The following is a 23,819-nucleotide window of genomic DNA, read 5'->3' as shown; positions in this document are numbered from 1 at the left end:
TGTATAGCCTGACAAAACTTTTAATCGACTAATATATTTACAATCAGACTACTTATTTCCATTACCTGACTTATGAAGCAGCCCGCTTATGCAAAGGATTCTTTTCCTTTGACTGAGCAGGCGACCGGAGTAATTTTGCTGTGATATTCTTAATTGCCAGGGTGACCAACATCATCTTGAGCATCTGTAAAAGATCGCTCTTTATATTAGGCACAAAGTTGTTCTTGGTCTTGTTTAGTTGCAGTTTAATGCGCTCCCTATAAATATCTCGTTTTAACTTCAAAACCTGAAGGTGTTCATCAATTTCATCTAAAGAGGAGTAGCTTCTTTTCATCACTCAAAATAATACCTGGAAAAAGTGCGTAATAAAGAGGAGTTGATCCTGTTCCGTCCCCAATAGCATAAATACGTAACAAACAGCAATATCCCTCCTACAACCAAAAACCCCTGGTAATATTCACCTAAGGCTTGGCCAATAGCAACTGCCGCAGCAATAGAGAGAATCAACAAACTAATAATGGTTACCACTCCAACCAGTAACCACTGGACAGACGAGGTAACCATTCCCGTAATGACCTTAAAGACTTTTAGTTGCAGATAGGCTTCGCTCTCTTCAAAATACGAATGTACATCGGAGTGTACATCCTCGAGATCATTTTTGATTCCTTGAAGCATCACGGATATCTATTTCTGAAGCTGAGCGTTCTTCTTTCTTAAGTCCTCGAGTTTACGCTCCAGTGTCTCAATAATGTCATCGGCCTTATAGCTCATCTGGCTGATAGTTTCATCCAACCTACGTTCAAAGGTCTCCCTTTGCTGGTTAGCCGTTTTGGTAAGCTCGTCTTTAGCATGCGAAATACGTTCCGCAAGGTCATGACTGGTATCCTCAACTTTCTTTTTAATTTTTTTCCGTGTTGCCGCTCCTTCATCCGGTGCATATAAAATTCCTATCCCTGCACCGATGACTGCTCCTGTTAGGAGAGCTAATACAATGTTTCCTCCTTCGTTTGACATGATCATTTGTTTAAATTAATACTACGTTGAAACCTCCAATGTATCTTAGAAAAGTCTTGATTAAAATGACGATAATCAGCTTCGATAAACATTAGGGTCATTATGCCTGTAATATAGGTCCCGAGGAGCGATGCCCTGAAAAGGGTATCTGAATGAAATTCAGTAACTATATAGACGCAGTGACAATAGGATCAGAAATCCCCTTATTTGTTTCGAAGTACATTTGCCCAGTTGTAAACAGACTGCACAAGATTTTTATTACTGGCTAACAGGGCATGCTCCAGGTTCCCTGTTTCCTGTAAAATAGCTACGGCGTAGGAAAGTCCTATGGACTTCTGATTTTCAATGCTGATATTAAGTGCCCCACAAAATGCCGCGACAGGAATACCGAATTTTTTAGCTGAAGTGATAACACCACTGATTGTCTTTCCCGCCAGGGTCTGTTCATCCAGTTTACCTTCCCCGGTGATAATCCAGTCTGCATCCCTGAGTTTTTCATCAAATCCTGCCAAATCCTTGATCAGACCTATACCCGACTCCAATTCGGCATCAAGGAAGACCAAAGATGCTCCTCCTACCCCTCCTGCTGCGCCGGAACCTGATATTTCCTGTACATCGATATCGAAACTTGTTTTAAGCACTGAAGCAAAATTGCGGAGACCCTTGTCTAACAACTCGATCTCTTCTTCAGAGGCCCCTTTCTGAGCGGCATAGACATGAGCTGCCCCATGTGGTCCATAAAAGTCATTACTGACATCACAAGCCACCTTGATCGACACCGATTTAAACCTGGAATCAACGGAAGAAGTATCAATTCTAAACACACGGTCCAGATTGATCCCGATCGGGGCGAGTTCCCGGTCATTCATATCCAGGAATCGGTATCCCAGGGCCGTAGCCATGCCCATCCCACCATCGTTGGTCGCACTGCCACCAATCCCAAGGATTATTTTGTTCGCCCCTTTATCCATGGCATCCACGAGAAGTTCTCCTGTACCTATAGTCGTAGTTTGAAGGCAATCCTTCTCACTTTCCTCCAGCAATTTCAGCCCGGAGGCTTCTGCCATCTCTATAAAAGCCGTTTTAGATTCTGTGGAGTACAGGTAAGACGCCTTTACTGGCCTGCCAAACGGATCCTTGACGGTAATAAATACCTTGTCACCTTTTAAGTAATGTTTGACGACCTCAATGGTGCCATCTCCCCCATCTGCGAGAGGAAGCTTCACTACCTCTGCATCTTCAAATACGAGTCGGATTCCCTTTTCCACCGCATCACAGATCTGGAATGCGGTCAGGGAGCCCTTGTATTTATCCGGTGCTATTACGAATTTCATGGGCGGCAATTTATAGACATGACTTAACAATGATACAGAATTATACATTAAGTCGAAGTTCTAACCACTTGTCTTTCCTCCATGCCGGTGGTATAGCTAGACCTCCTCAGGCGCACCTATCTGATTGTGAACAAGGAAGATGTCTCCGGGTCATTTCAACATATTTATTGTATTCCTCACCTCAAGATGATACCATCTGATAATTCTGATTTAGGATGTAGCAGGGGGTATTCTTAGACCCCTCCCCGTTCTTAAGGTATACCGCTTCACTGCAAAAAACCAGCAGAGACATGTTTAAAAAAGAAAATACAATTATTGCGTGTTTATTGCAGTAGGACACTTTAATTTGAAAGTGGGGCAGGGTTAATGCTGCCCCAGGCGGTGTTTTATATCCGCTATTTATCCGACCTTGCTGCCATGACAGTCAAATATTAAGAAGAGTAAATGGCAAATCCGAAGATCATAATAGCAAGCGTGCTCAAGTGCAGAACGAAATTTATGGTGAGTTGACCTATGTATTGTAAATATGGTTCGTAAACTAATACTTATGTTCTTGTAAAATTTTATGGGATGTGAATAAAAATAGTGGACTCCTCTTAACCGTAAAAATGATTATATCCTTCCCTCGCTCTCAAGCAAGAAGCTGATCACAAATTAAAAACAATCAGTTCACTGGGATATAGATGTGAAAAGTAGATCCTACTTCAACTTTACTTTGCACTGAAATATGACCATTGTGATTGTCCACAATTTTCTTGACAATCGTTAACCCCACCCCGGAACCCGGATATTTATTTTTGCCATGTAGCCTTTGGAACACCCCAAATACCCTATCACTATATTCTTCAGCAAATCCAATTCCCTCATCCCGGAATGTAATGTGACAGTATGTTGTTTTCGGCTCTAATTCGACCTTTTCCAATCCTTTACCGGTGTCAAATTCACTTTTAATCCGTAACCGGGGGCGAATTCCGGATTTTGAAAATTTTAATGCATTCCCGATCAGGTTGTGTACAAGTTGACGAAATTGGTATTGAAATATTTTCAATTTACCAAGGTCTCCGACTTCAATAATAGCATCCTTTTCAGTGATGGTTTCGCTGAATTCCTGTATTATATCCTCTACGATATCATTTAAGTTGATATACTCTCGGTCGTCCTCATTGAAGTTCACTCGTGAATACGATAATAAATCACGGATGAGATCTTGCATTTTCCTGGCTGCATTATGCATTCGATTAAATTGGTCCCTGCCTTTTTCGGAGAGCCGGTTATATTCTAATTCAATAATCCTGTCCGCATATAACTGGATTTTCCTCAAGGGTTCCTGAAGGTCATGACTAGCTATATAATTAAAAGACTCCAGTTCTTTATTCATATGCTCTAGCTCTTCATTGTTCTTCCTAAGAATCTCTTCAGCCTTTTTCCTTTCCGTGATATCCATATATGACGTCACGGTAAAACGTTTGGAATTGATATGTATAACTTCGAACGAAATAATTGCAGGGAAATTGGTGCCATCTTTCCTGGTATATTTCACTTCAAAATCATTCATGGCATCAGTTTCCTTCAGTCGCAGTAATAACTTTTCCGTCTCATTTACCGTTAACGCCTTAATTTCTTCTAGCTTACGTATTTCGTCCAAATGGCTAAAGATATAGGCTACAACTCTTTCATATTCAGCGCTATCAAACAATATTTCATTGACATTTTGTCCAATAATTTCTTCTTTAGAATAGCCGAATAAAGAGCAAAACAAATTATTTACGTAGGTGATCTTATTGGTCTTTAATTCTGCAAGGGATAAAGGTACCGGGTTGTGATCAAAAATTTTATAAAAGCGTTCTTCGCTCTCTAATAACTCGGCTTCCTTTCTTTTTTGTTCGGTTACATCCTGACCGGTTCCGGTCATTTTAACTGTTCTTCCTTTAGAATCTGTGAATACTTTACCGGTAGCACTGAGGATCCGTATACTTCCATCGGAGTGAATCACCCTGTGGTGGAAAGCGAATGGTTGAAGATCTTTAAACGCCTTTTCTACAATTCCATTTACGTTGTCCCTGTCGTCAGGATGGATTCGCTCTAAAAAAGAATTATAGTCTATTTCAATTTCTTGGGGCACTAAACCGTATATCCTGTAGAGTTCATCGGACCAATCCACTTTATTCGTACTTACATCCCATTCCCAACTACCAATATGTGCTAATTTTTGTGCTTCAATAAGCTGATTGGATTTGTTCCTTATAATCTCTTCCGTCTTACTCCTCTGACTTATATCTCGAATAAAACCAATAAATATTTCACCCCCATCTCTTTCTGTGACTGATATCTTTAATTCTATTGGAATTTCTTCACCGCTTTTTTTTACCGCTGATACTTCTACCAGTTTATTGAGAACCTGTCCTTGACCGGATTCTAAATAATTAGCCATTCCAGTATTATGCCGTTGGGCATAGCGATCAGGAATGATGGTTTCTGTCAGGGTTTTACCCATTACTTCTTTCTCCTTCCATCCAAATATGTTTTCTGCCTCAGGGTTCCAGCTTATTATCCGGCCCAGGGAATTGATAGAAACAACTGCATCCGGAGCGAACTGGAGGATATCCTCCTTCTGACTTTCGCTCTTCAACAATATTGCCTCTAAGACTTCAGAGTATTTCTTCTGCTCGTTGATATCCGTAATTGATCCGAACCAATGTAAAACCTTTCCATATTCATCACGAACCGGGAATACGCAAGTGAGAAAGGTTCGGAATTTCTGGTTGGCCCCTTTTATAGGGAAAATCATTTCAAAAGGCTCTCCAAGCTCAATCGACCTTTCCCAATTTTCTATTACCGCGGGTAAGTGTTCAGGATCATGAACAGACTTCCATCCACATCCGGCCATCTCTTCATGAGTAGTCCCGGTATAATCATACCAGTACTGATTATACCAGTAAATTGACCCATCAGGATGTGCCATCCAAGCTAAGTTGGGAATACTGTTCGCAAGAGTAGTAAATTGCTTGGCATTTTCAGCAATTTTCTTACGTTCCTCAAACTGTGTAGTGATATCAATTAAAGTGTTCACAGCTCCTAAAATCTTACCTTGCTGTGAATATCGCAATTGTGGATTGGGAATGACGTATCGCCTTAGCCCTTTGTGATTTTCGATGAGTACGACGGAATTATCTATCCGCTCTTCTTTTACAGCAATCGCCATAGCGGAAGATTCTGCATCAATAGGGTTACCACTCAGATCCAATATTTTTAAAGCCCCACACCATCGATCTTTTCCCAATACCGGTTGTTTACCCCATAAAGTGGCAGCAGCTTTATTATAAAACTCGATATATCCCTGAGAATCGCATCCATAAATTGCTACAGGCAAATTATAGATAAGTTCATCCCTTTCTAGTTCTATTTCACTTTTCATCCTGTAGGTCAAGATTGTTTAAGGTAATAAGAATTTCTATGATAATTGCAGTAATAATTCGTAAATAACATTTATGAATATTTCCTATGACCTTGATATAGAGCGAATTTTCCTGAAATTATAACTGTATGAAATTTTCCACCATTTGAGAGAGACTAAAGCTGTACTTTAAATATGTAAATACAGATGTATACATATACATAGAGGTTGTAGAAACGCTTATGGATTTTAAGAATCGCGTCTTTATCACATAATCATTTTTTGTTGTAATGCAAGCTTCCGTCAGGGGCGTGTTACAAAATCCCGAGGCGGGGTTATGAGTCCACAGTGACTATCTGCAGGCGTCTTACTAGATTAGAGTAGCAATACAGATAGTGCATGTCTTAATCTGGAAGTAATGCTGTCTTAAATAACCGATGGAAATCACATTCTTGCTTGAACCTAAAACTTCGAACTACCACGTTTACCTCAACGAGTTGGTAGAAATCTACACCATTTAATAATTAGAATTACGAGGAATCTTGCATTACAAATATGGGTTATTGGAAAGGGGTATCTTAGACCCCTCCCCGTTCTTAAGGTATACCGCATCACTGCAATAAACCAGCAGATGCATGCTTAAACAAGAAAAATCGATCAGTGCATGTTTATTGCAGTGAGACATTTTAATTTATGAGTGGGGCGGGGTTTTAAAGCCCCCAGAGATTAGCTGTACTCCGCTTAAAGAATTTGATCAACTATTCAGATGGTGCATGTATAGATATGAGAGTGATGCACTCTTAAATAATCGAAGCGAACCTCAAACTCTGAGGGACATCTTTTCACTCGAACCTCAATCCTCAAACCTCGAACCACCAGGATTACACCTCCGGTGTGATCCTATTATGGGTTGTTGCTCAACAATAGCCACAAAGCTTCGCTTTGTCATTTTTTGTTTTACGCAACTTATGAAAGCAAGCTTTGCTCATTGCTTGAAAACAAAAAAGCCAGACAAGAATGTCTGGCTTTTATTGGTCGGGGTGGCAGGATTCGAACCTGCGACCTCCTGCTCCCAAAGCAGGCGCGATAACCGGGCTACGCTACACCCCGAGGTGTTGTCTTAGAGGAATCATTCCCGGTGGTATCCTCAACTTATTGCGGAGAGACTGGGACTCGAACCCAGGCGACACTTGCGCGTCGACAGATTAGCAATCTGCTCCGTTACCACTCCGGCACCTCTCCAATATTTTAAGCAAATGAACGCTGGTAAAATATCCGCCCTGCAATTGAGTATCTCTAACTGTCAAAGCGGCTGCAAATGTAATTCTTCATATCTAGGGAAACAACTTTTTTGTAATTTTTTTGCCCCTAAATTCACAAAAATCTGTTACTCAGGATACTCTACCCTGAGGTGATAAATATTGGTCAACTTCTGTTTCAGAACTTTCTTAACGGTTTCAATTTCCTTGAAAGTGATATTGGCGTTCAGGAACTGGTTAGCCTGCATCTGCCCATTGATGATCTTATCTACAAATTCATCGATAACCCGGTAAGATGGGTTCTTCAGACTTTTTGAAGCGGCTTCCACAGAATCGGCCATCATCAGTATCGCCGTTTCCTTAGAGAAAGGTATGGGCCCGGGGTACCTGAAATCCTCATCCTCCACGAAATCCTCCTTCTCCTGCTGCTTCTTATAAAAATAAAATACCAGGGTTGTACCGTGATGCGTCCTGATAAAATCGATCACCCGGTCCGGCACCTTGTTCCTCCTGGCTATTTCTATTCCCTCTATCACATGGTTGATGATGATCCTAGCACTTTCTTTTGGAGGCAGGTCGTTATGCGGGTTAACATTGGTCACCTGGTTTTCCGTAAAATAAGTGGGGTTGTTCATCTTACCGATGTCGTGGTACAAGGCCCCTACCCTTACCAGCATAGCATTGGCTCCAATCTCGTTGGCCGCTGCCTCTGCCAGGTTGGCTACCTGCAAAGAGTGATGAAATGTTCCCGGTGCCTTGTTAGAAAGCTCTTTCAGTAACCTGGCATTGGTATCAGACAATTCGAGTAAGGAAACATCCGAAACCATGCCAAATATCTTTTCATACACATAGATCAACGGTTGTGCAAACAAGGTGATCATACCATTAAGCAGGAAGTAAGCAAAAGTGTACCAGTATATGGTCTCTATGGTTCCCTCCTGTATCACATGGAAGGCAAAATATCCAATAATATAGATCAGAGTGATCTGCCCCACCGAGATAAACAGGTTAGCGCGCTTATACAGCTCAGAGACGGTTAATATGGTCACGATACCCGCGATGATCTGCAGGAAGATATACTCAAAACTATTGGGCACTACAAACCCCAGGATCAGTACCGTCAGTACATGTACAAACAACCCTAGTCGGGCATCAAAAAAGGTTTTGAGGATCAGGGGTAAAATACAGAGTGGCACCACAAATACGTAGGTCTCATCGTACTTGACCACCAGGGTGGTAATAAATACCATCACCAGGATATTAAAGAAAATAAAGGTGACCCTCTTATTATTGTCGTAAATATCCGGCCTGTACTTTTTGATGAACAACAACAACATCATCAAGACCAGGGCCACCAGGATAAAATACCCGAACAGGATGATATAATAATTGTTCTCCGTCCACAGCTCGGATTCATACTCGTCTTTCAGAGACTGCAGTATGTTGAGGTTTTCAGCCTCTACCACCTCCCCTTTGGCGATGATGAGCTTTCCTTCATCCACGGTACCCCGGGTATAGGAGATCTTAGCGAGTTCGGCTTGCAATTCCTTGTTAGAGAGTTCCGGGTCATGAACAACATTGGGCTCCAGGATGTCAAAGAAAAGCTGTTGAAAAGGTTTCTGAAGCTGCTCCAGCCCCTTTGCTTCCAGCACACTGTCTACGACCTCATCAACCTGGCTCATACGATAGAGCTGGGATCTTTCAATTTGGCTGGCCTCATTTCCGCGGATCAGGTAAATACTCCCGCTTTTACCGGTATTACCATCATTTTTTAAAATCCCCCTGGAATAAATTTTATTAAGTATGGAGCTCCCAACAGAGTCCAGCATTGCTACCTCCCTTTCAGAATAGCGATCTGCCGGAAAAGACGAGCCAATATTAGACCGATAAGCCTTCCTGACCTTTTCAACTATACGTTCATTATAATCGTAATAATCTGCCTGTTTTGCAGCAATGGCATTTCGCTCTGCACTGATCTCATCTTCCGATTTCTTAATAGAAAAATCGAAAGGAGCATAGAGGTTATCGTATTGCCACGGTTTGCCTTTTTGAAATTCGTATTTAAACTGCCCTCCTTTTGGGAAGAAAAAAACTATCAGACACAGGGTAACCAGGTACAGAAAGTATTTATAGATGTGGGACTGTTTTTTGTAAATCGTGTCCAAGGTATTTCCCATAAGGCCTGCTATCTAGTCGTAAAAATAGAAAATAATAAAATGAACAAATACCTTTTGAATCGATATCCCTCAACATTGCTCCATAATTTCTTATTTTCGCCACAGAAAGATAGCTGTCATTTCTACCGGCTCTTTAGCCTGTGCCGGATGCCTCAAAAAATGGCATCCGATTAGCGACAGCCTTGAACATTAATTCAAAAATCCAAAAATGAAAGAGGTAGTTATAGTATCCGCAGTCCGCACACCCATAGGAAGTTTTATGGGCTCATTATCCACTGTTCCGGCCACCCGGCTTGGTGCAATCGCCATAAAAGGGGCCCTGGATAAGATCGGTCTTGAACCAAGTATGGTTGAAGAAGTTCTAATGGGCAATGTTGTACAGGCAGGGAATGGCCAGGCTCCTGCAAGACAGGCGGCCATCTATGCCGGGATACCAGACACTGTACCTTGTACCACGGTTAATAAAGTATGTGCATCCGGGATGAAAACAGTGATGCAGGCAGCTCAGTCCATAGCCCTTGGAGATACTTCAATCGTGGTTGCGGGTGGAATGGAAAATATGAGCCAGATTCCCCATTACGTTCATATGCGAAACGGACAGAAATTTGGACCGGCCACCCTGGAAGACGGGATGCAGAAAGACGGACTCGTAGACGTATACGAACAACAAGCTATGGGTGTTTGTGCCGATGCTTGTGCTGTTGAGCATAACTTCAGCCGTGAAGACCAGGACGCCTACGCCATACAATCATATAATCGTTCGGCCGAAGCATGGAAGTCGGGTAAATTCAAGGATGAAGTAGTTCCCGTAGAAGTACCTCAGCGCCGTGGTGAACCTGTGATCTTTTCAGAGGATGAAGAGTACAAGAATGTGAAAATGGAAAAGATACCACAACTGCGTCCGGCATTCAGTAAAGACGGAACGGTCACCGCAGCCAATGCATCAACCATTAACGATGGTGCTGCCGCCCTGGTATTGATGAGTGCTGAAAAAGCTAAGGAGCTTGGATTAACTCCACTGGCCAAAATCAGGGGCTTTGCCGATGCTGCACAGGAACCAAAATGGTTCACAACCGCTCCTTCTAAAGCCCTTCCTAAAGCTCTGGCAAAAGCCGGGGTAAAGCAGGATGAAGTAGATTTCTTCGAGTTTAATGAAGCGTTTGCCGTGGTAGGATTGGCCAACATGAAATTACTTGGTTTGGATAATGATAAGGTAAACGTTAACGGAGGTGCGGTCTCCCTTGGACACCCCCTTGGATGTTCCGGAGCCCGGATTATCGTCACCTTATTAGGCGTATTAAATCAGAATAATGCTAAATTAGGAGCTGCAGCCATTTGCAATGGTGGCGGTGGAGCATCCGCGATAGTATTAGAACGAATTTAAACTCATTCACTTTATAAATTATGCCTTACGGTATTGCCCATCTCAGTGTTGTGCCTGTACGCAACCAGGCCGAGGACGCTGCTGAAATGTGCACCCAGCTATTATATGGGGAGCATTTCCGGATCCTTGAGAAACGCAAGTTCTGGAGCAGGATACGTGTGGCATATGACCGGACCGAAGGCTGGATATCCAATACCCAGTACCAGGAGATTTCCGAAGAAGAATATACCGAGATAGAAAGGGGAGAAAAGAATCACTATGCATCAGACCTGGTGTCTTACGCAAGTGCTGAAAACCATTCTCTTATCCCCCTTCTCTTGGGTTCTTCTGTAGGTCACCTTCACCTTATCGGCCAACAATTTGAAGGTTCTTACGCCAATGGCACCCGGGGAAAGTCCCAGCTTGTAGATACGGCCCTCATGTACTTGAATGCGCCTTTTGTTTCCGGAGGTAAAACACCTTTCGGGATTGACAGCGCCGGCCTTACCCAAATGGTCTATAAGATTAATGGCTACAACCTCTTACGCGATGCAGCAGGGCAGGCCAAACAAGGGGAAGCTTTAAGTTTCATTGAAGAGAGCGAAGAGGGTGATCTCGCCTTTTTTGACAACAATGAAGGGATCATAGATCATGTGGGGATTATCATGAGAGATAATTACATTATACACGCCCACGGTAAAGTGCGGATAGACCGGATAGACCACACCGGCATATTCAATGCAGAACAGGGCAGGTATTCCCATCCTCTCAGAGTCATAAAAAAGATTGCATAAAAAAACCCCTATGAAAATCATAGGGGTCTTTTTTTATCATTTTAAGAGTGACTACTCACCTAAGAGTTTCTTTACCCTCATGAAGTTTTCATTATCTCCCAAAGCACCGTAGATGTTCTTAAGCTGTGTAAGAATACTTTGGTTATCAGGGTTATTCTTAAGGGCATCTTCAAGAATAGTGGCTCCTTCACGGAAAAGACTATCTTTCTTTTCCTTCAGTTCCTCGTATTTTGCGATGTCCGCCTTAGAATTCCCAAGACTGTTCATATCATCGATAAGGCTGTTCCCTTCATTCACATAGCTGGTAGAAAGGTTCAACTGTGCGTTGATATAATTAGGATTGATCTCTAATGCCTTCTTATAAGCTTCACGTGCAGCTTCAAGATTTCCCTGCTCCATGTTAATGACCCCGATGTTGTACTGCAAATCCGGGTTATCAGGTGCCATATCTGAGGCCTCTGACATCAGTTCCTTAAACTTCTCTTTATCACCTAACTTGTAGTACAGGTTAGCTTCATTAAGAATCAGGTTCACATCGTCCGGATACTCCGCACGGGCTACTTCGTAGGCTTCAAGAGCTTTATCATCCTGGCCTAACTGGGTATAGATAAGCGCCATATTCTTAACGATCTCAGCTTTCTTAGAAGGAGTTTTTTCTTCTATAGGATCTTTATAAGAACCGGATTTCACCATCAGGTCGCGCTGCAATTTCTCCATCTCCTCTACTTCACCGGTCTCAACGTTTGTAGCCTTATAAACCGTAGCACTTCCATCGTATTCAAGGTCCTTAAGTTCTTTGTAATACCCCAGAGCTTTCTCGTAAAGGCCTCCGTTAACAGCACTACTCGCTGCGTAGTACAGGTATACCGTATCTGCAGGACTCAACTTGTAGCTCATATAAAGTTTAGATGCTGCATCTTCAAAATTCTCGGCTTTGTTATCCTCTACTGCAGAATTTACTAAGTCTGCAGTCATATTGCCCATTGCCTGTTTTGCATCTTCGGAGTATTTATCCTTTCCGGATTTCTCCTCTACGCTCAGCACATTTTTAAATGAAGAAACTGCTTCTTCAAAAGCGCTGTCATCTCCTTTTTTAGCAAGATCGGCATACACCATCCCGCGAACATAATAATATTGAGCCTGTAACTTCTCGTCCATGTCGCCCATCATTCCTGCAGCAGCTTCTAGGCTAGCCTTAGCTTCCATGGCATTACCGTCATCCAGGGCTTTTTCAGCATCCCTAACTTCGGATTTTTGTGAAAAACCGACTATAGTAAAGGTCATAGCCGATATAAGTAACATTTTCGTCTTCATGATTAATCTAATTTCTGTTTAGTGTTTATTCTTCTTAGTATTTAATCCTCTTTTGTTTCAGTGGATTCCTCATCACTTTTATCAAGAGCCGTGCCATTCTCTGGTTCAACCTCAATATCCATGATTCCGGCTTCGTCAAGATCATCCTCGTCTTTCATCACCTTCGCTACTGCAGCGATCGAGTCGTCATCCCTCATTTTGATCAGACGGACACCCTGGGTTGCTCTACCCATGGTTCTCAATTCGTCTACACTCATTCGTATGGCGATCCCGGATTTGTTGATGATCATCAGGTCGTCCAGGTCAGAAACGTTTTTGATCGCGACCAGTTCCCCGGTCTTATCGGTAATGGAAATGGTCTTCACCCCTTTTCCACCACGATTGGTGATCCTGTAATCTTCTATACTGGATCGTTTACCGTATCCATTCTCGGAGACAACGAGTATCTCTTCTTCAAAGTTATTAACAGCCACCATTCCGATCACTTCATCGTCATCATTGGAAAGGGTAATACCCCGCACCCCGGATGCACCTCTTCCCATTGGCCTGGTCTTGCTCTCTTCAAATCGAATAGCCTTACCTGACTTCAGTCCAAGGAATATCTGGCTGGTTCCTGTGGTTAATTTTGCTTCCAGTAATTCATCGCCTTCGCGAATACTGATCGCAATGATGCCATTTTGTCGTGGCCTTGAATACTGTTCTAATGGAGTTTTCTTCACCGAACCTTTCTTGGTGGCCATGATCACAAAATGATTGTTCACATACTCCTCGTCCTTGAGATCGCGGACACAGATAAAGGCCTTAACCTTGTCGTCCTGTTCTATGTTGATCAGGTTCTGTATCGCTCGTCCTTTAGACGTCCTGCTTCCTTCAGGGATTTCGTAAACCCGCATCCAGAAACACTTCCCGTTCTGGGTAAAGAAGAGCATGTATTGGTGATTGGTACTGACAAACAAGTGCTCCAGGAAGTCTTCGTTACGGGTAGAGGATGCCTTCTGGCCTACTCCTCCCCTGTTCTGAGTCCTGTATGCAGTGAGCGGTGTTCTTTTAATATAACCCGCATGGGAAATAGTGATCACTACCTGCTCATCAGGGATCATATCCTCTATACTGAGGTCTCCACCGGATAAGTTGATCTCTGATCGACGAAGATCCCCGTATTTATCTTTGATCTCCAGGAGTTCATCCTTGATGATCTGCATTCTCCTGTCTTTCTTTTCCAGGATGTCTTTCAGGTCTGCAATAGTCTTGATGATCTCATCATACTCAGACCTCAGCTTGTCCTGTTCCAGTCCAGTAAGCTGGCGTAATCGCATTTCTACGATAGCCTTGGCCTGAACCTCGGTAAGCTTAAATCGCTCCATCAGGTTCTCCCTGGCCTCATCGGCATTAGAGGACCCCCTGATGATTGCGATCACCTCGTCTATATTATCAGAAGCAATGATCAGCCCTTCCAGGATATGAGCCCTGTCTTCTGCCTTTTTCAATTCGTACTTAGTACGACGTACCACTACTTCATGACGATGCTCTACGAAATGGTGAATTATTTCTTTAACATTCAACAACTTAGGCCTTCCATTGACCAGTGCAATATTGTTTACACTGAAAGACGACTGCAGGGCCGTATACTTATAAAGGGTATTGAGAACAATGTTAGGAATAGCATCTCTCTTTAACACGTATACGATACGCATACCGTTCCGGTCAGATTCGTCCCGGATGGTAGAGATCCCTTCAATTTTCTTATCGTTGATCAGGTCGGCCGTTTTCTTGATCATATCGGCCTTATTTACCTGGTAAGGTATTTCGGTAACAATGATGCTCTCCTTACCCTGAACCTCTTCAATATTAGCACGTGCACGCATTACAACCCGTCCCTTCCCGGTATGGAAAGCTTCTTTAACTCCGTCATAACCGTAAATGATCCCCCCAGTAGGGAAATCCGGTGCTTTAATGTGCTGTATGATCTCGTCGATCTCTATATCGTTATTTTCGATATAGGCTACCGTTCCGTCAACGACTTCCGCTAAGTTGTGAGGAGGCATATTTGTCGCCATACCCACGGCGATCCCGGAAGCACCGTTAACCAATAGGTTCGGTACCTTGGTCGGTAATACGGTTGGCTCTAAGAGCGTATCGTCAAAGTTGAGTTGGTGGTCTACGGTATCTTTATCGATATCCGCCAGCATCTCGTCCGCGATCTTCCGCATCCTGGCTTCCGTGTAACGCATGGCTGCAGGACTGTCGCCATCTACAGAACCAAAGTTACCCTGGCCGTCGATAAGCATGTAACGAAGACTCCATTCCTGGGCCATCCTTACCATGGTATCATATACCGAAGTATCCCCGTGCGGGTGATATTTACCCAGCACTTCCCCGACGATACGGGCCGACTTTTTATGGGCGGTGTTTGAACGAACACCTAATTCATGCATTCCAAATAGCACCCGCCTGTGGACGGGTTTGAGACCGTCCCTGACATCTGGCAGGGCTCGTGACACAATGACCGACATTGAATAATCAATGTAGGCAGATTTCATCTCATCTTCAATGTTAATAGGAATCAGTTTTTCTCCCTCTGCCATAAAAAATTCTTATTGCATTAATTGTATTAAAAATAGCACGCCAATATACGTAAAAACATTAGGTAGAGTGCATAGAATATGGAGTTTTTTGCATTGTTTATCAACAGAAAACCCCCTGGTTTTAGTTAATAAATCTGATGTTAATTATTTTGTAAATCTTTGAAATTTTCGTCATTTAGACATAGTTTATCGAATATAGGTACGGTATTTGACGTTCTTATAGTAAGATTCACTAATTTTAATGAAGATAAGGAAAGCGTATGGATGATAATTTTTCACCCCGGGTAAAGGATGTAATTGCTTACAGCAAAGAAGAAGCTTTAAGGCTAGGTCACGATTTTATTGGGACTGAACACCTTATGCTTGGACTTTTACGAGATGGAAACGGTAAAGCGATCAGTATTTTAGATGCCCTGGATGTAGATCTCGATCATCTGAGACGAAAAGTGGAGATCCTGAGCCCGGCAAATCCTAATGCCGGTACCGCTCATAAGGACAAAAAGAATCTTCACCTGACAAGACAGGCAGAACGCGCCCTGAAGACGACATTCCTGGAAGCTAAACTTTTCCAGAGCTCATCAATCAATACTGCACACCTGCTACTGTGTATACTGCGCAATGAAAACGACCCTACCACTAAATTGCTTCATAAGCTCAAAGTGGATTACGATGGAGTAAAAGACCAATTTAAATCTATGATCACAAGCGACGACGATTACCTGGAATCTCCAACTTCCGAGTTCCCCAGCGATTCTGACGAACCGTCTGAAGGAAAAGAGAGCAATTTTGGTTCTGCTTCTGCCCAAAAAGGCAGCAAAAAATCTAAAACTCCTGTACTGGATAATTTTGGAAGAGACCTGACCCAATTAGCGGAAGAAAACAAACTGGACCCGGTTGTTGGTCGTGAAAAAGAAATAGAAAGGGTCTCCCAGATCCTCAGCCGTCGTAAAAAGAACAATCCCCTGCTTATCGGGGAACCCGGTGTAGGTAAGAGTGCCATCGCCGAAGGCCTTGCTCTCAGAATTATCAACAAAAAGGTTTCTCGAATCCTTTACAATAAAAGGGTAGTCACCCTGGACTTGGCTTCACTTGTAGCCGGTACCAAGTACCGTGGACAATTTGAAGAAAGGATGAAGGCAGTGATGAACGAGCTGGAAAAGAATGACGATGTCATCCTGTTTATCGACGAGATACACACCATTGTAGGTGCAGGCGGAGCGACAGGCAGCCTGGATGCATCCAATATGTTTAAACCGGCTCTCGCCAGGGGTGAGATCCAATGTATTGGTGCCACCACCCTGGATGAATACAGGCAGTATATTGAAAAGGACGGAGCTCTTGAAAGAAGGTTCCAAAAAGTTATGGTAGAACCTACAACAGTAGAAGAAACCATAGAGATCCTTAAGAATATTAAAGGTAAATATGAAGAACACCATAACGTTAATTATACGGACGAAGCTTTAATCGCCTGTGTTAAATTGACCAACAGGTATATGACGGATCGTTTTCTCCCGGATAAGGCTATCGATGCCCTGGATGAATCGGGATCAAGGGTTCATATTGTTAATATGGATGTTCCAAAACAAATCCTTGAACTGGAGAAACAACTGGACGACGTACGAGAATTAAAGAATAGCGTTGTTAAAAAACAACGATACGAAGAAGCAGCCAAGTTGCGTGACGATGAGAAGCGCCTCGAAAAAGAATTGGCCATTGCCCAGGAGAAATGGGAAGAGGACAGCAAATTGCACCGGGAAACCGTTAGCGAGGATAATGTCGCAGACGTGGTATCTATGATGAGCGGCATCCCGGTCAATAAGATTGCACAGACAGAGAGCAACAAACTGGCCGAACTTCCTAAACTGATCAAAGGAAACGTGATCGGGCAGGATGAAGCCGTATCCAAAGTAGCTAAGGCTATTCAAAGAAATCGTGCGGGCTTAAAAGATCCTAATAAACCTATTGGATCATTTATTTTCCTGGGTCAAACCGGTGTTGGAAAAACACAATTGGCTAAAGTATTGGCCAAAGAATTATTCGACTCCGAAGATGCCCTGATCCGAATAGATATGAGCGAATACATGGAAAAATTTGCCATATCGCGTTTAGTAGGTGCACCTCCCGGTTACGTAGGATATGAAGAAGGGGGACAACTGACCGAGAAAGTCAGGAGAAAACCTTATTCTGTAGTCTTGCTGGACGAGGTGGAAAAAGCACACCCGGATGTCTTTAATATGTTGTTGCAGGTCCTGGATGACGGTTACCTTACCGATAGTTTGGGAAGAAAGATCGATTTCCGGAATACCATAATCATCATGACCTCTAACATAGGTGCAAGACAGCTGAAAGATTTTGGCCAAGGCGTTGGTTTTGGTACAGCAGCCAAACAGGCACAGGCCGACTCTCACCAGAAAAGTGTGATCGAAAATGCCCTGAAGAAAGCCTTTGCCCCTGAATTCCTGAACCGTATAGACGATGTGGTTGTCTTTAATCCCCTGGATCGTGAGCATATCCACCAGATCATCGACATTGAACTGAGAAAGCTCTATTCGAGGATAGCAGATATAGGATACCACCTGAACCTTACGGATAAAGCCAAGGATTATATAGCTGATAAAGGATTTGATAAACAATACGGAGCCAGGCCGCTGAAAAGAGCGATCCAGAAGTATATAGAGGACACTCTGGCCGAGGAGATTGTCAATTCCAAACTCCAGGAAGGAGATAGTATATACATGGATTACGTAGAAAAAGAAGATAAATTATCCATAGATATAAGAAAAGAGGAGAAATCTTCTAAGGCATAAGCCTTCAGAATAAAGATAAAAAGGGAGCTGATTACAGCTCCCTTTTTTTTGTGGCTAGTTCTAGAGGCCATTATTCCTTGTAGGACGTTTAACCACTTGAACGATATTTATGTAATTGGTCGTTTATTTTTTCCAATGCATCCTTCACTGGGTACTTTCGTCCTGAACACTATAAGCATACTACACATGAAGGTCGGACCGGCGAAAAAGACCATTATCGTAAAGGAATATCACTTGGACATAGGTATAGTCCAGGTCTACGATAATTACATGGTAGCAATCTTTAATGAAGGAGCTACCGTTACACTAGAAAGGGCCTACCAGGTCATAGGAATCTCTGAAATTCACTTCAGGGAAAAGAATTTCGGTTATATCAGTCTCCGGAGAAACTCCTATGCCATAGATCCAACAATCTATCAATACCTCAGGGAACTGAGTAATCTTAAGGCATTTGCAGTAGTTTCTGTTAAAGAGATGGATATGCACAACTTTAAGATCGAAAAAATGTTCTACAAGAACGCTATGAAGTTCTTCATAGACTACAACAACGCTTTAAAATGGGTAAGAAGAAGAGTAAGGATTAAATAGTTCCTTATTTTCTACCCTTCTCCCCTCCTGTATTCCCGGCTTCACTGGTCAATGATCGGAAGGCTGTCCCCATACGCTCAATGATCGATGTAGCAGACAAAGCTTCAAAACCTAGTTCAGTTGCTGCTATATCCCCTGCCCTGCCATGCAAGAACACTCCCAATAGCGCTGCATTTAATGCGTCATACCCTTGTGCGATCAAAGCCGTAATCACACCGGTTAGTACATCCCCACTGCCTCCTGTGGCCATACCGGGGTTACCGGTAGAGTTTATATAGCCCTTCTCCCGGTAGATAGTCATGGTATGGTTGCCTTTGATCACGAGAACACAATCGTATTCGGTTGAAAAAGCATGCGCTTTCTGCAATTTCTCAAAATCGTCATTCCATGAGCCGATCAACCGTTCCAGCTCCCCGGGATGCGGTGTCAGTACGGTTTTTGGCGGTATATTCTTTAATAATTCTTTTTCTGCGGACAGTAGGTTCAGAGCGTCGGCGTCTAATACCAACGAGACATTGGCATCATCGAGGAATTTTGAGAAGGCCCGGGCTGTCACTTTGGATGTTCCCATTCCCATACCCATCCCGATGACGGTTGGTATCAAATCAAACTCGAGGTTTTCGATCTGATTTTCAGCGGTATCGGTAAGCAACATGATCTCCGGGATGCTAGTCTGTAAAGGGATATAACCACAAGAAGGCACATAAGCTGTGACCAGCCCGCTGCCGGAATGGAGACAGGCACGAGCAGATAAATGTACCGCCCCTATTTTACCATAGCTTCCTCCAATGATAAGCGAATGTCCAAAAGTTCCTTTATGGGAAAACCTTTCCCTGGTTTTGTACTTGGGCCGTAATTCTTCCTGGACAACGAATTCATAATCCGTTTCCTTTGAAGAGAGATACTCCTTATCCAGCCCTATATCCAGGGCCGCCCAATTTCGGATAAACCTCCCTGTGCTCGGTAAGAAGAAGATGAGTTTTGGGGCCTGGAAGGTCAGCACAAAATCGGCCATGATGGCTTGGTGATCCTGGGTGGCCCTATCTGTATATAAGCCGGATGGAATATCTACCGCTACTTTAAAGGCCTTGGACTCATTCAAATAGGCAAATAATTGTAATACCCAATCTGCCGGTGACCTGCTTAGACCCAATCCAAAGATGGCGTCGACCACTATATCCTCATCACCGATCACGGGAAGCGCACTTCCCTCTTCAATGACGCCTGGCCATACCTTCCGTTCCTTGAGGCGTTCCAGGTTAAGCAGGAAATCTTCAGAACGATTTTCACTGTAATCCACGATATATACCTTTAGGTGATAACCATGATCCTGCAGGTGCCTGGCAAGCACCAGGCCGTCTCCCCCATTATTCCCAATACCACAGAATACATGGATGAGGACAGGTGCCCCCTGTAATCGTTCGTGAATCCAGTTAAATAACTCTGTTGCAGCACGCTCCATCAGCATACTGCTGCTGATTTGTTGTTTCTCTATTGTGAATTTATCAGCATCATAGATCTGCTGGGCGGTATAAATCTTCATTCTTTAATAAATATTAATCTTTGTTGCCGACTTGGCAAAAATAGCAGCCGGCATTTGCTAAGCCTCTCAAAAATACTACATTTGGTATCTAAGTACAGCCAAGATGAATCACAATCAATCTTCCCTGATTTCATATGCGCATCCGCGTAAAGGCTTCACCATGCTTACCGGCAACACTACAACCCCTTGGGGGTAATATATTATTTCACTTTCGTCCCTGTATTTCATTTGCCATCGTATAAGCAATCTAATTTCCATTGAACATGAAAATATTAAAATTTGGCGGTACTTCTGTCGCCAGTTCCCAAGAAATAAAACGTGTAAGGTCTATAGTAGGCGACCTTAATGAGCCAGGTGTTGTAGTTGTAGTATCTGCTATGGGTGGTATCACCGATCTCCTGTTAAAAATGGCCTCTTTGGCCTCAGAACAGGACCCGGGCTATAAAGACATCCTGAAGGAAATAGAGAATAGGCATTTAGCCTGTATACGGGAATTATTGCCCGTCGATCAGCAAAGCGCGGTTCTAAGCAAGGTAAAAAGCGAGCTGAACGTATTAGAAACGCTGGTAGAAGGCGCATTCCTCATAGGGGAAACTACACCTCGCCTACTGGATAAAATAGTCAGCTACGGGGAGTTGCTCTCTTCCTTTATCATTAGCCAATTCTTCAGTTCAGAAGGCCTGGACGCTACTTTTAAGGACAGCAGGGAACTGATCATTACCAACGAGATTTTCGGAAAAGCTGTGGTGCGCTTTGATCTGACCAACCCTAAAATCCATGACTATTTTGAAACTTCGACCAGTAAGATCCATGTCTTGCCCGGATTTATAGCATCTTCTGTCAATGGCAATGTTACCACCCTTGGAAGGGGAGGTTCTGACTATACGGCTGCGGTGATCGCTGCAGCGACGGAAGCTGAAGAATTAGAGATCTGGACCGATGTGAGCGGGATGTATACCGCAAATCCCAAATTGGTAAAGCAAGCCAAAGCCATAGAACATATTTCTTACGAGGAAGCCATGGAGCTTTCACATTTTGGGGCTAAGGTTCTTTATCCTCCTACGATACAGCCAGTCCTTTCAAAAGATATACCGATCCGAATCAAAAACACTTTCCAGCCAGATGCTCCCGGCACTTTGGTAACTCGGTCTAAAAACGGCAAGGGAAAAACCGTAAGAGGAATTAGCAATATTGGTAACATTGCCCTGGTAAGCCTGGAAGGACCGGGAATGATCGGAATTCCCGGAATCTCTAAACGTTTCTTTGAAGTTCTCTCCCTGGCAGAGATCAGTGTGGTAATGATCACCCAGGCCTCCTCTGAACATTCTATCTGCGTGGGAATCGCCGATCACGATGTTGAGCTGGCAGTGACGGTATTGAACGAAGCATTTGCCTATGAGATCGAAAACAGGAAGATTAAACCGGTTCTTGCGGAGCAAGGCCTGGCCATTATTGCCCTAGTTGGCGATAATATGAAAAGTCACCAGGGCTTAAGCGGTAAGATGTTCAGTGCTCTTGGAAAGAATAACGTAAATATCCGTGCTATTGCCCAGGGTGCTTCTGAACGAAACATTTCTGCGGTAATCGTGCAGGAGGATGTAAAGAAAGCGCTGAACACTTTACATGAGGCCTTTTTCGAAGAACAGGTTAAACAATTAAACTTGTTCGTGATGGGCGTGGGAAACGTGGGATCTAAATTCCTGAACCAGGTTCAGCAACAAAAGAAATACCTAAAAGATAACCTGAAGCTCAATATCCGGGTAATCGGTATTTCCAATAGCAGGACCATGGCCTTTGATGAAAATGGTATTTCCCTTTCAGAATGGGAGCAAGTACTCGCCGACGGGCAAGCAGCAAATGCAGAACAATTCCTGGAACAAATCCGGAAGTTGAATTACCGCAACAGCATCTTTGTCGATAATACAGCAAGTGAAGATGTCGCTTCCATGTACGAATCATTCCTTAGGCAGAGTATCTCTGTTGTCACCTGCAATAAAATCGCTTGTTCGTCCGATTACGAAAATTACCTGAAGCTCAAACAACTGGCAAGGGAATACAATGCCCCCTTCCTTTTTGAGACCAATGTTGGAGCAGGGTTACCGATTCTGGATACACTGAAACACCTGATTGCCTCGGGGGACCGGGTGCATAAGATACAGGCAGTACTATCGGGCAGCCTCAATTTTGTATGGAATAATTTTAATGCAGATACTACCTTTTACGAGGTGGTGAAACAGGCCCAGGAAGAAGGCTATACAGAACCGGATCCGAAAATTGATCTCAGCGGTATTGATGTCATGCGGAAAATCCTGATCCTGGCCAGGGAAAGCGGCTACCAGCTGGATATCAACAGTATTGAAAATAAATCATTCTTACCGGAAGAAAGTTTAAAAACAACTGATAATGAAGCATTTTTTGATACCTTGAAATCAAATGAAGCTTCTTTCCAGGAGTTATACCGGGATGCAGCTGACGAAGATTGTAAATTGAAATACGTGGCTGAATTCGCCGATGGCAAGGCCAGTGTAGGCTTACACAAGATACCCCGGGGCCACGACTTTTACAATCTTGAAGGGAGTGATAATATCGTCTTGTTCTTTACCGAGAGGTACCCAGAGCAACCCCTGATCATAAAAGGGGCCGGGGCCGGGGCTGCGGTAACCGCTTCCGGAATTTTTGCAGATATCATCAGAATTGGTAATTTTTAATCCATGAACTCGATCAAAGTATTCTGCCCGGCAACAATTGCCAATATCTCCTGTGGTTTTGACGTATTAGGTCTTGCTCTTGAAAGCGTAGGTGACCTGATGACCATTAAAAAACAGGAAGAGAAAGGAATTAATATCCTGGAAGTGACCGGTCAAGACTTACCCCTGGAAGCCCATAGGAATGTAGCCGGGGTAGCAGGCATGGCCTTACTTCAGAAAGCAGATTACCACGGTGGCTTCAGTATATGTATTGATAAGAAGATTAAAGCAGGTAGTGGTATTGGCAGCAGTGCAGCCAGTTCTGCAGGGGCAGTATGGGCGATGAACGAACTCCTGGGCCAGCCTTTCACAAAAAAGGAATTGGTCCAATTTGCCATGGAAGGTGAACGCTTGGCCAGCGGCGTTGCACATGCCGATAATGTAGCCTCGGCCCTCTATGGCGGATTCACCCTGATAAGAAGCTACAACCCCCTGGATATCATCCATATCACCTCTCCCGGCGAACTGGTTGCGACCGTTATCCACCCCCAGATCGAAATCAAAACGTCCGATTCTCGAAAAATACTGAAAACTACCATTTCACTGGAAGACGGAATAAAACAATGGGGAAACCTTGGTGGGTTGATCGCCGGGCTTTATACCGATGACTATAGTCTTATAGGACGATCCCTGGAAGATCATATTGTTGAACCCATAAGATCAATTCTGATACCCGGGTTTGATGCCTTAAAAAAGAGTTCCCTGCAGGCAGGAGCTCTGGGTTGTGGAATTTCCGGTTCGGGACCTTCGGTATATGCACTGAGCCGAAGTATAGAGAAGGCCAGGGAAGTAGCCGATGCCATGAAAGCCGTTTACGATAAATTGGGAATTGTTTACGACCTTCATGTATCCGAAATAGGGAAGACCGGGGTTCGGGTAGCCCAAACCCAATCTTAAGAA

15 protein-coding genes and 2 tRNA genes are annotated in these 23,819 nt (G+C 43.5%); 6 read left to right on the top strand and 11 right to left on the bottom strand.

Translation table 11 applies throughout. The features are described from left to right. Window positions 1-70: 70 nt before the first annotated feature. The 8 genes from PP178_RS11050 to PP178_RS11015 form a co-directional block, all read right to left on the bottom strand. Window positions 71-334, bottom strand: coding sequence for a DUF6327 family protein (locus PP178_RS11050; protein WP_272594399.1), 264 nt, complete (start codon window positions 332-334; stop codon window positions 71-73). Then, complete coding sequence (locus tag PP178_RS11045; protein ID WP_272594398.1) at window positions 334-675, bottom strand: hypothetical protein; 342 nt, start codon at window positions 673-675, stop codon at window positions 334-336. The genes PP178_RS11050 and PP178_RS11045 overlap by 1 nt, the downstream gene beginning before the upstream one ends. A 9-nt stretch (window positions 676-684) precedes the next feature. Continuing rightward, window positions 685-1,014: a YtxH domain-containing protein gene (locus PP178_RS11040; RefSeq protein ID WP_272594397.1), complete on the bottom strand. Its 330-nt coding sequence runs from the start codon at window positions 1,012-1,014 to the stop codon at window positions 685-687. Between the two features lie 203 nt (window positions 1,015-1,217). Then, window positions 1,218-2,348: a glycerate kinase gene (locus tag PP178_RS11035; RefSeq protein ID WP_272594396.1), complete on the bottom strand. Its 1,131-nt coding sequence runs from the start codon at window positions 2,346-2,348 to the stop codon at window positions 1,218-1,220. Between the two features lie 664 nt (window positions 2,349-3,012). After that, window positions 3,013-5,763: a PAS domain S-box protein gene (locus PP178_RS11030; RefSeq protein WP_272594395.1), complete on the bottom strand. Its 2,751-nt coding sequence runs from the start codon at window positions 5,761-5,763 to the stop codon at window positions 3,013-3,015. A gap of 1,011 nt (window positions 5,764-6,774) precedes the next feature. Next, window positions 6,775-6,852, bottom strand: a tRNA-Pro gene (locus tag PP178_RS11025). A 48-nt stretch (window positions 6,853-6,900) separates the two neighbouring features. After that, window positions 6,901-6,984, bottom strand: a tRNA-Ser gene (locus PP178_RS11020). 145 nt (window positions 6,985-7,129) lie between these two features. Then, on the bottom strand, window positions 7,130-9,178 hold the full coding sequence (locus PP178_RS11015; protein ID WP_272594394.1) for an HD family phosphohydrolase: 2,049 nt from the start codon (window positions 9,176-9,178) through the stop codon (window positions 7,130-7,132). Window positions 9,179-9,386: 208 nt separating this feature from the next. Here PP178_RS11015 and PP178_RS11010 point away from each other — a divergent pair, with 208 nt between their 5' ends. Further along, window positions 9,387-10,562: an acetyl-CoA C-acyltransferase gene (locus PP178_RS11010; protein WP_272594393.1), complete on the top strand. Its 1,176-nt coding sequence runs from the start codon at window positions 9,387-9,389 to the stop codon at window positions 10,560-10,562. A 20-nt stretch (window positions 10,563-10,582) separates the two neighbouring features. After that, complete coding sequence (locus tag PP178_RS11005; protein WP_272594392.1) at window positions 10,583-11,335, top strand: C40 family peptidase; 753 nt, start codon at window positions 10,583-10,585, stop codon at window positions 11,333-11,335. A 51-nt stretch (window positions 11,336-11,386) separates the two neighbouring features. On the opposite strand, the gene PP178_RS11000 is transcribed toward PP178_RS11005, so the two are convergent. Both PP178_RS11000 and gyrA read right to left on the bottom strand, forming a co-directional pair. Further along, window positions 11,387-12,649 (bottom strand): tetratricopeptide repeat protein, encoded by a 1,263-nt coding sequence (locus tag PP178_RS11000; RefSeq protein ID WP_272594391.1) that lies wholly within the window; start codon window positions 12,647-12,649, stop codon window positions 11,387-11,389. Between the two features lie 41 nt (window positions 12,650-12,690). Beyond that, the gene (gyrA, locus tag PP178_RS10995) at window positions 12,691-15,234 is read right to left on the bottom strand and encodes a DNA gyrase subunit A (protein WP_272594390.1); all 2,544 of its coding nucleotides are present in this window, start codon (window positions 15,232-15,234) and stop codon (window positions 12,691-12,693) included. Between the two features lie 260 nt (window positions 15,235-15,494). Between gyrA and PP178_RS10990 the strand changes: the two genes are divergently transcribed. Together PP178_RS10990 and PP178_RS10985 are read left to right on the top strand one after the other, a co-directional pair. Continuing rightward, window positions 15,495-18,041 (top strand): ATP-dependent Clp protease ATP-binding subunit, encoded by a 2,547-nt coding sequence (locus PP178_RS10990; protein WP_272594389.1) that lies wholly within the window; start codon window positions 15,495-15,497, stop codon window positions 18,039-18,041. A 186-nt stretch (window positions 18,042-18,227) separates the two neighbouring features. Beyond that, the gene (locus PP178_RS10985; RefSeq protein WP_272594430.1) at window positions 18,228-18,629 is read left to right on the top strand and encodes an STAS/SEC14 domain-containing protein; all 402 of its coding nucleotides are present in this window, start codon (window positions 18,228-18,230) and stop codon (window positions 18,627-18,629) included. A gap of 4 nt (window positions 18,630-18,633) precedes the next feature. Here the strand turns inward: PP178_RS10985 and PP178_RS10980 are convergent, their stop codons facing one another. Continuing rightward, a complete protein-coding gene (locus tag PP178_RS10980) occupies window positions 18,634-20,172 on the bottom strand; it encodes an NAD(P)H-hydrate dehydratase (RefSeq protein WP_272594388.1) in 1,539 nt (512 codons plus the stop codon). 263 nt (window positions 20,173-20,435) lie between these two features. Between PP178_RS10980 and thrA the strand changes: the two genes are divergently transcribed. Together thrA and PP178_RS10970 are read left to right on the top strand one after the other, a co-directional pair. After that, window positions 20,436-22,880: a bifunctional aspartate kinase/homoserine dehydrogenase I gene (thrA, locus tag PP178_RS10975; RefSeq protein ID WP_272594387.1), complete on the top strand. Its 2,445-nt coding sequence runs from the start codon at window positions 20,436-20,438 to the stop codon at window positions 22,878-22,880. 3 nt (window positions 22,881-22,883) lie between these two features. Further along, window positions 22,884-23,816, top strand: coding sequence for a homoserine kinase (locus tag PP178_RS10970; RefSeq protein WP_272594386.1), 933 nt, complete (start codon window positions 22,884-22,886; stop codon window positions 23,814-23,816). The last annotated feature ends 3 nt before the right edge of the window (window positions 23,817-23,819 follow it).

Origin of the sequence: Zeaxanthinibacter sp. PT1 (assembly GCF_028464225.1) — a bacterium.
Lineage (GTDB): Bacteria > Bacteroidota > Bacteroidia > Flavobacteriales > Flavobacteriaceae > Zeaxanthinibacter.
The sequence above is the reverse complement of the archived record's forward strand: the minus strand, read 5'-3'. Positions and strand labels throughout refer to the sequence as shown.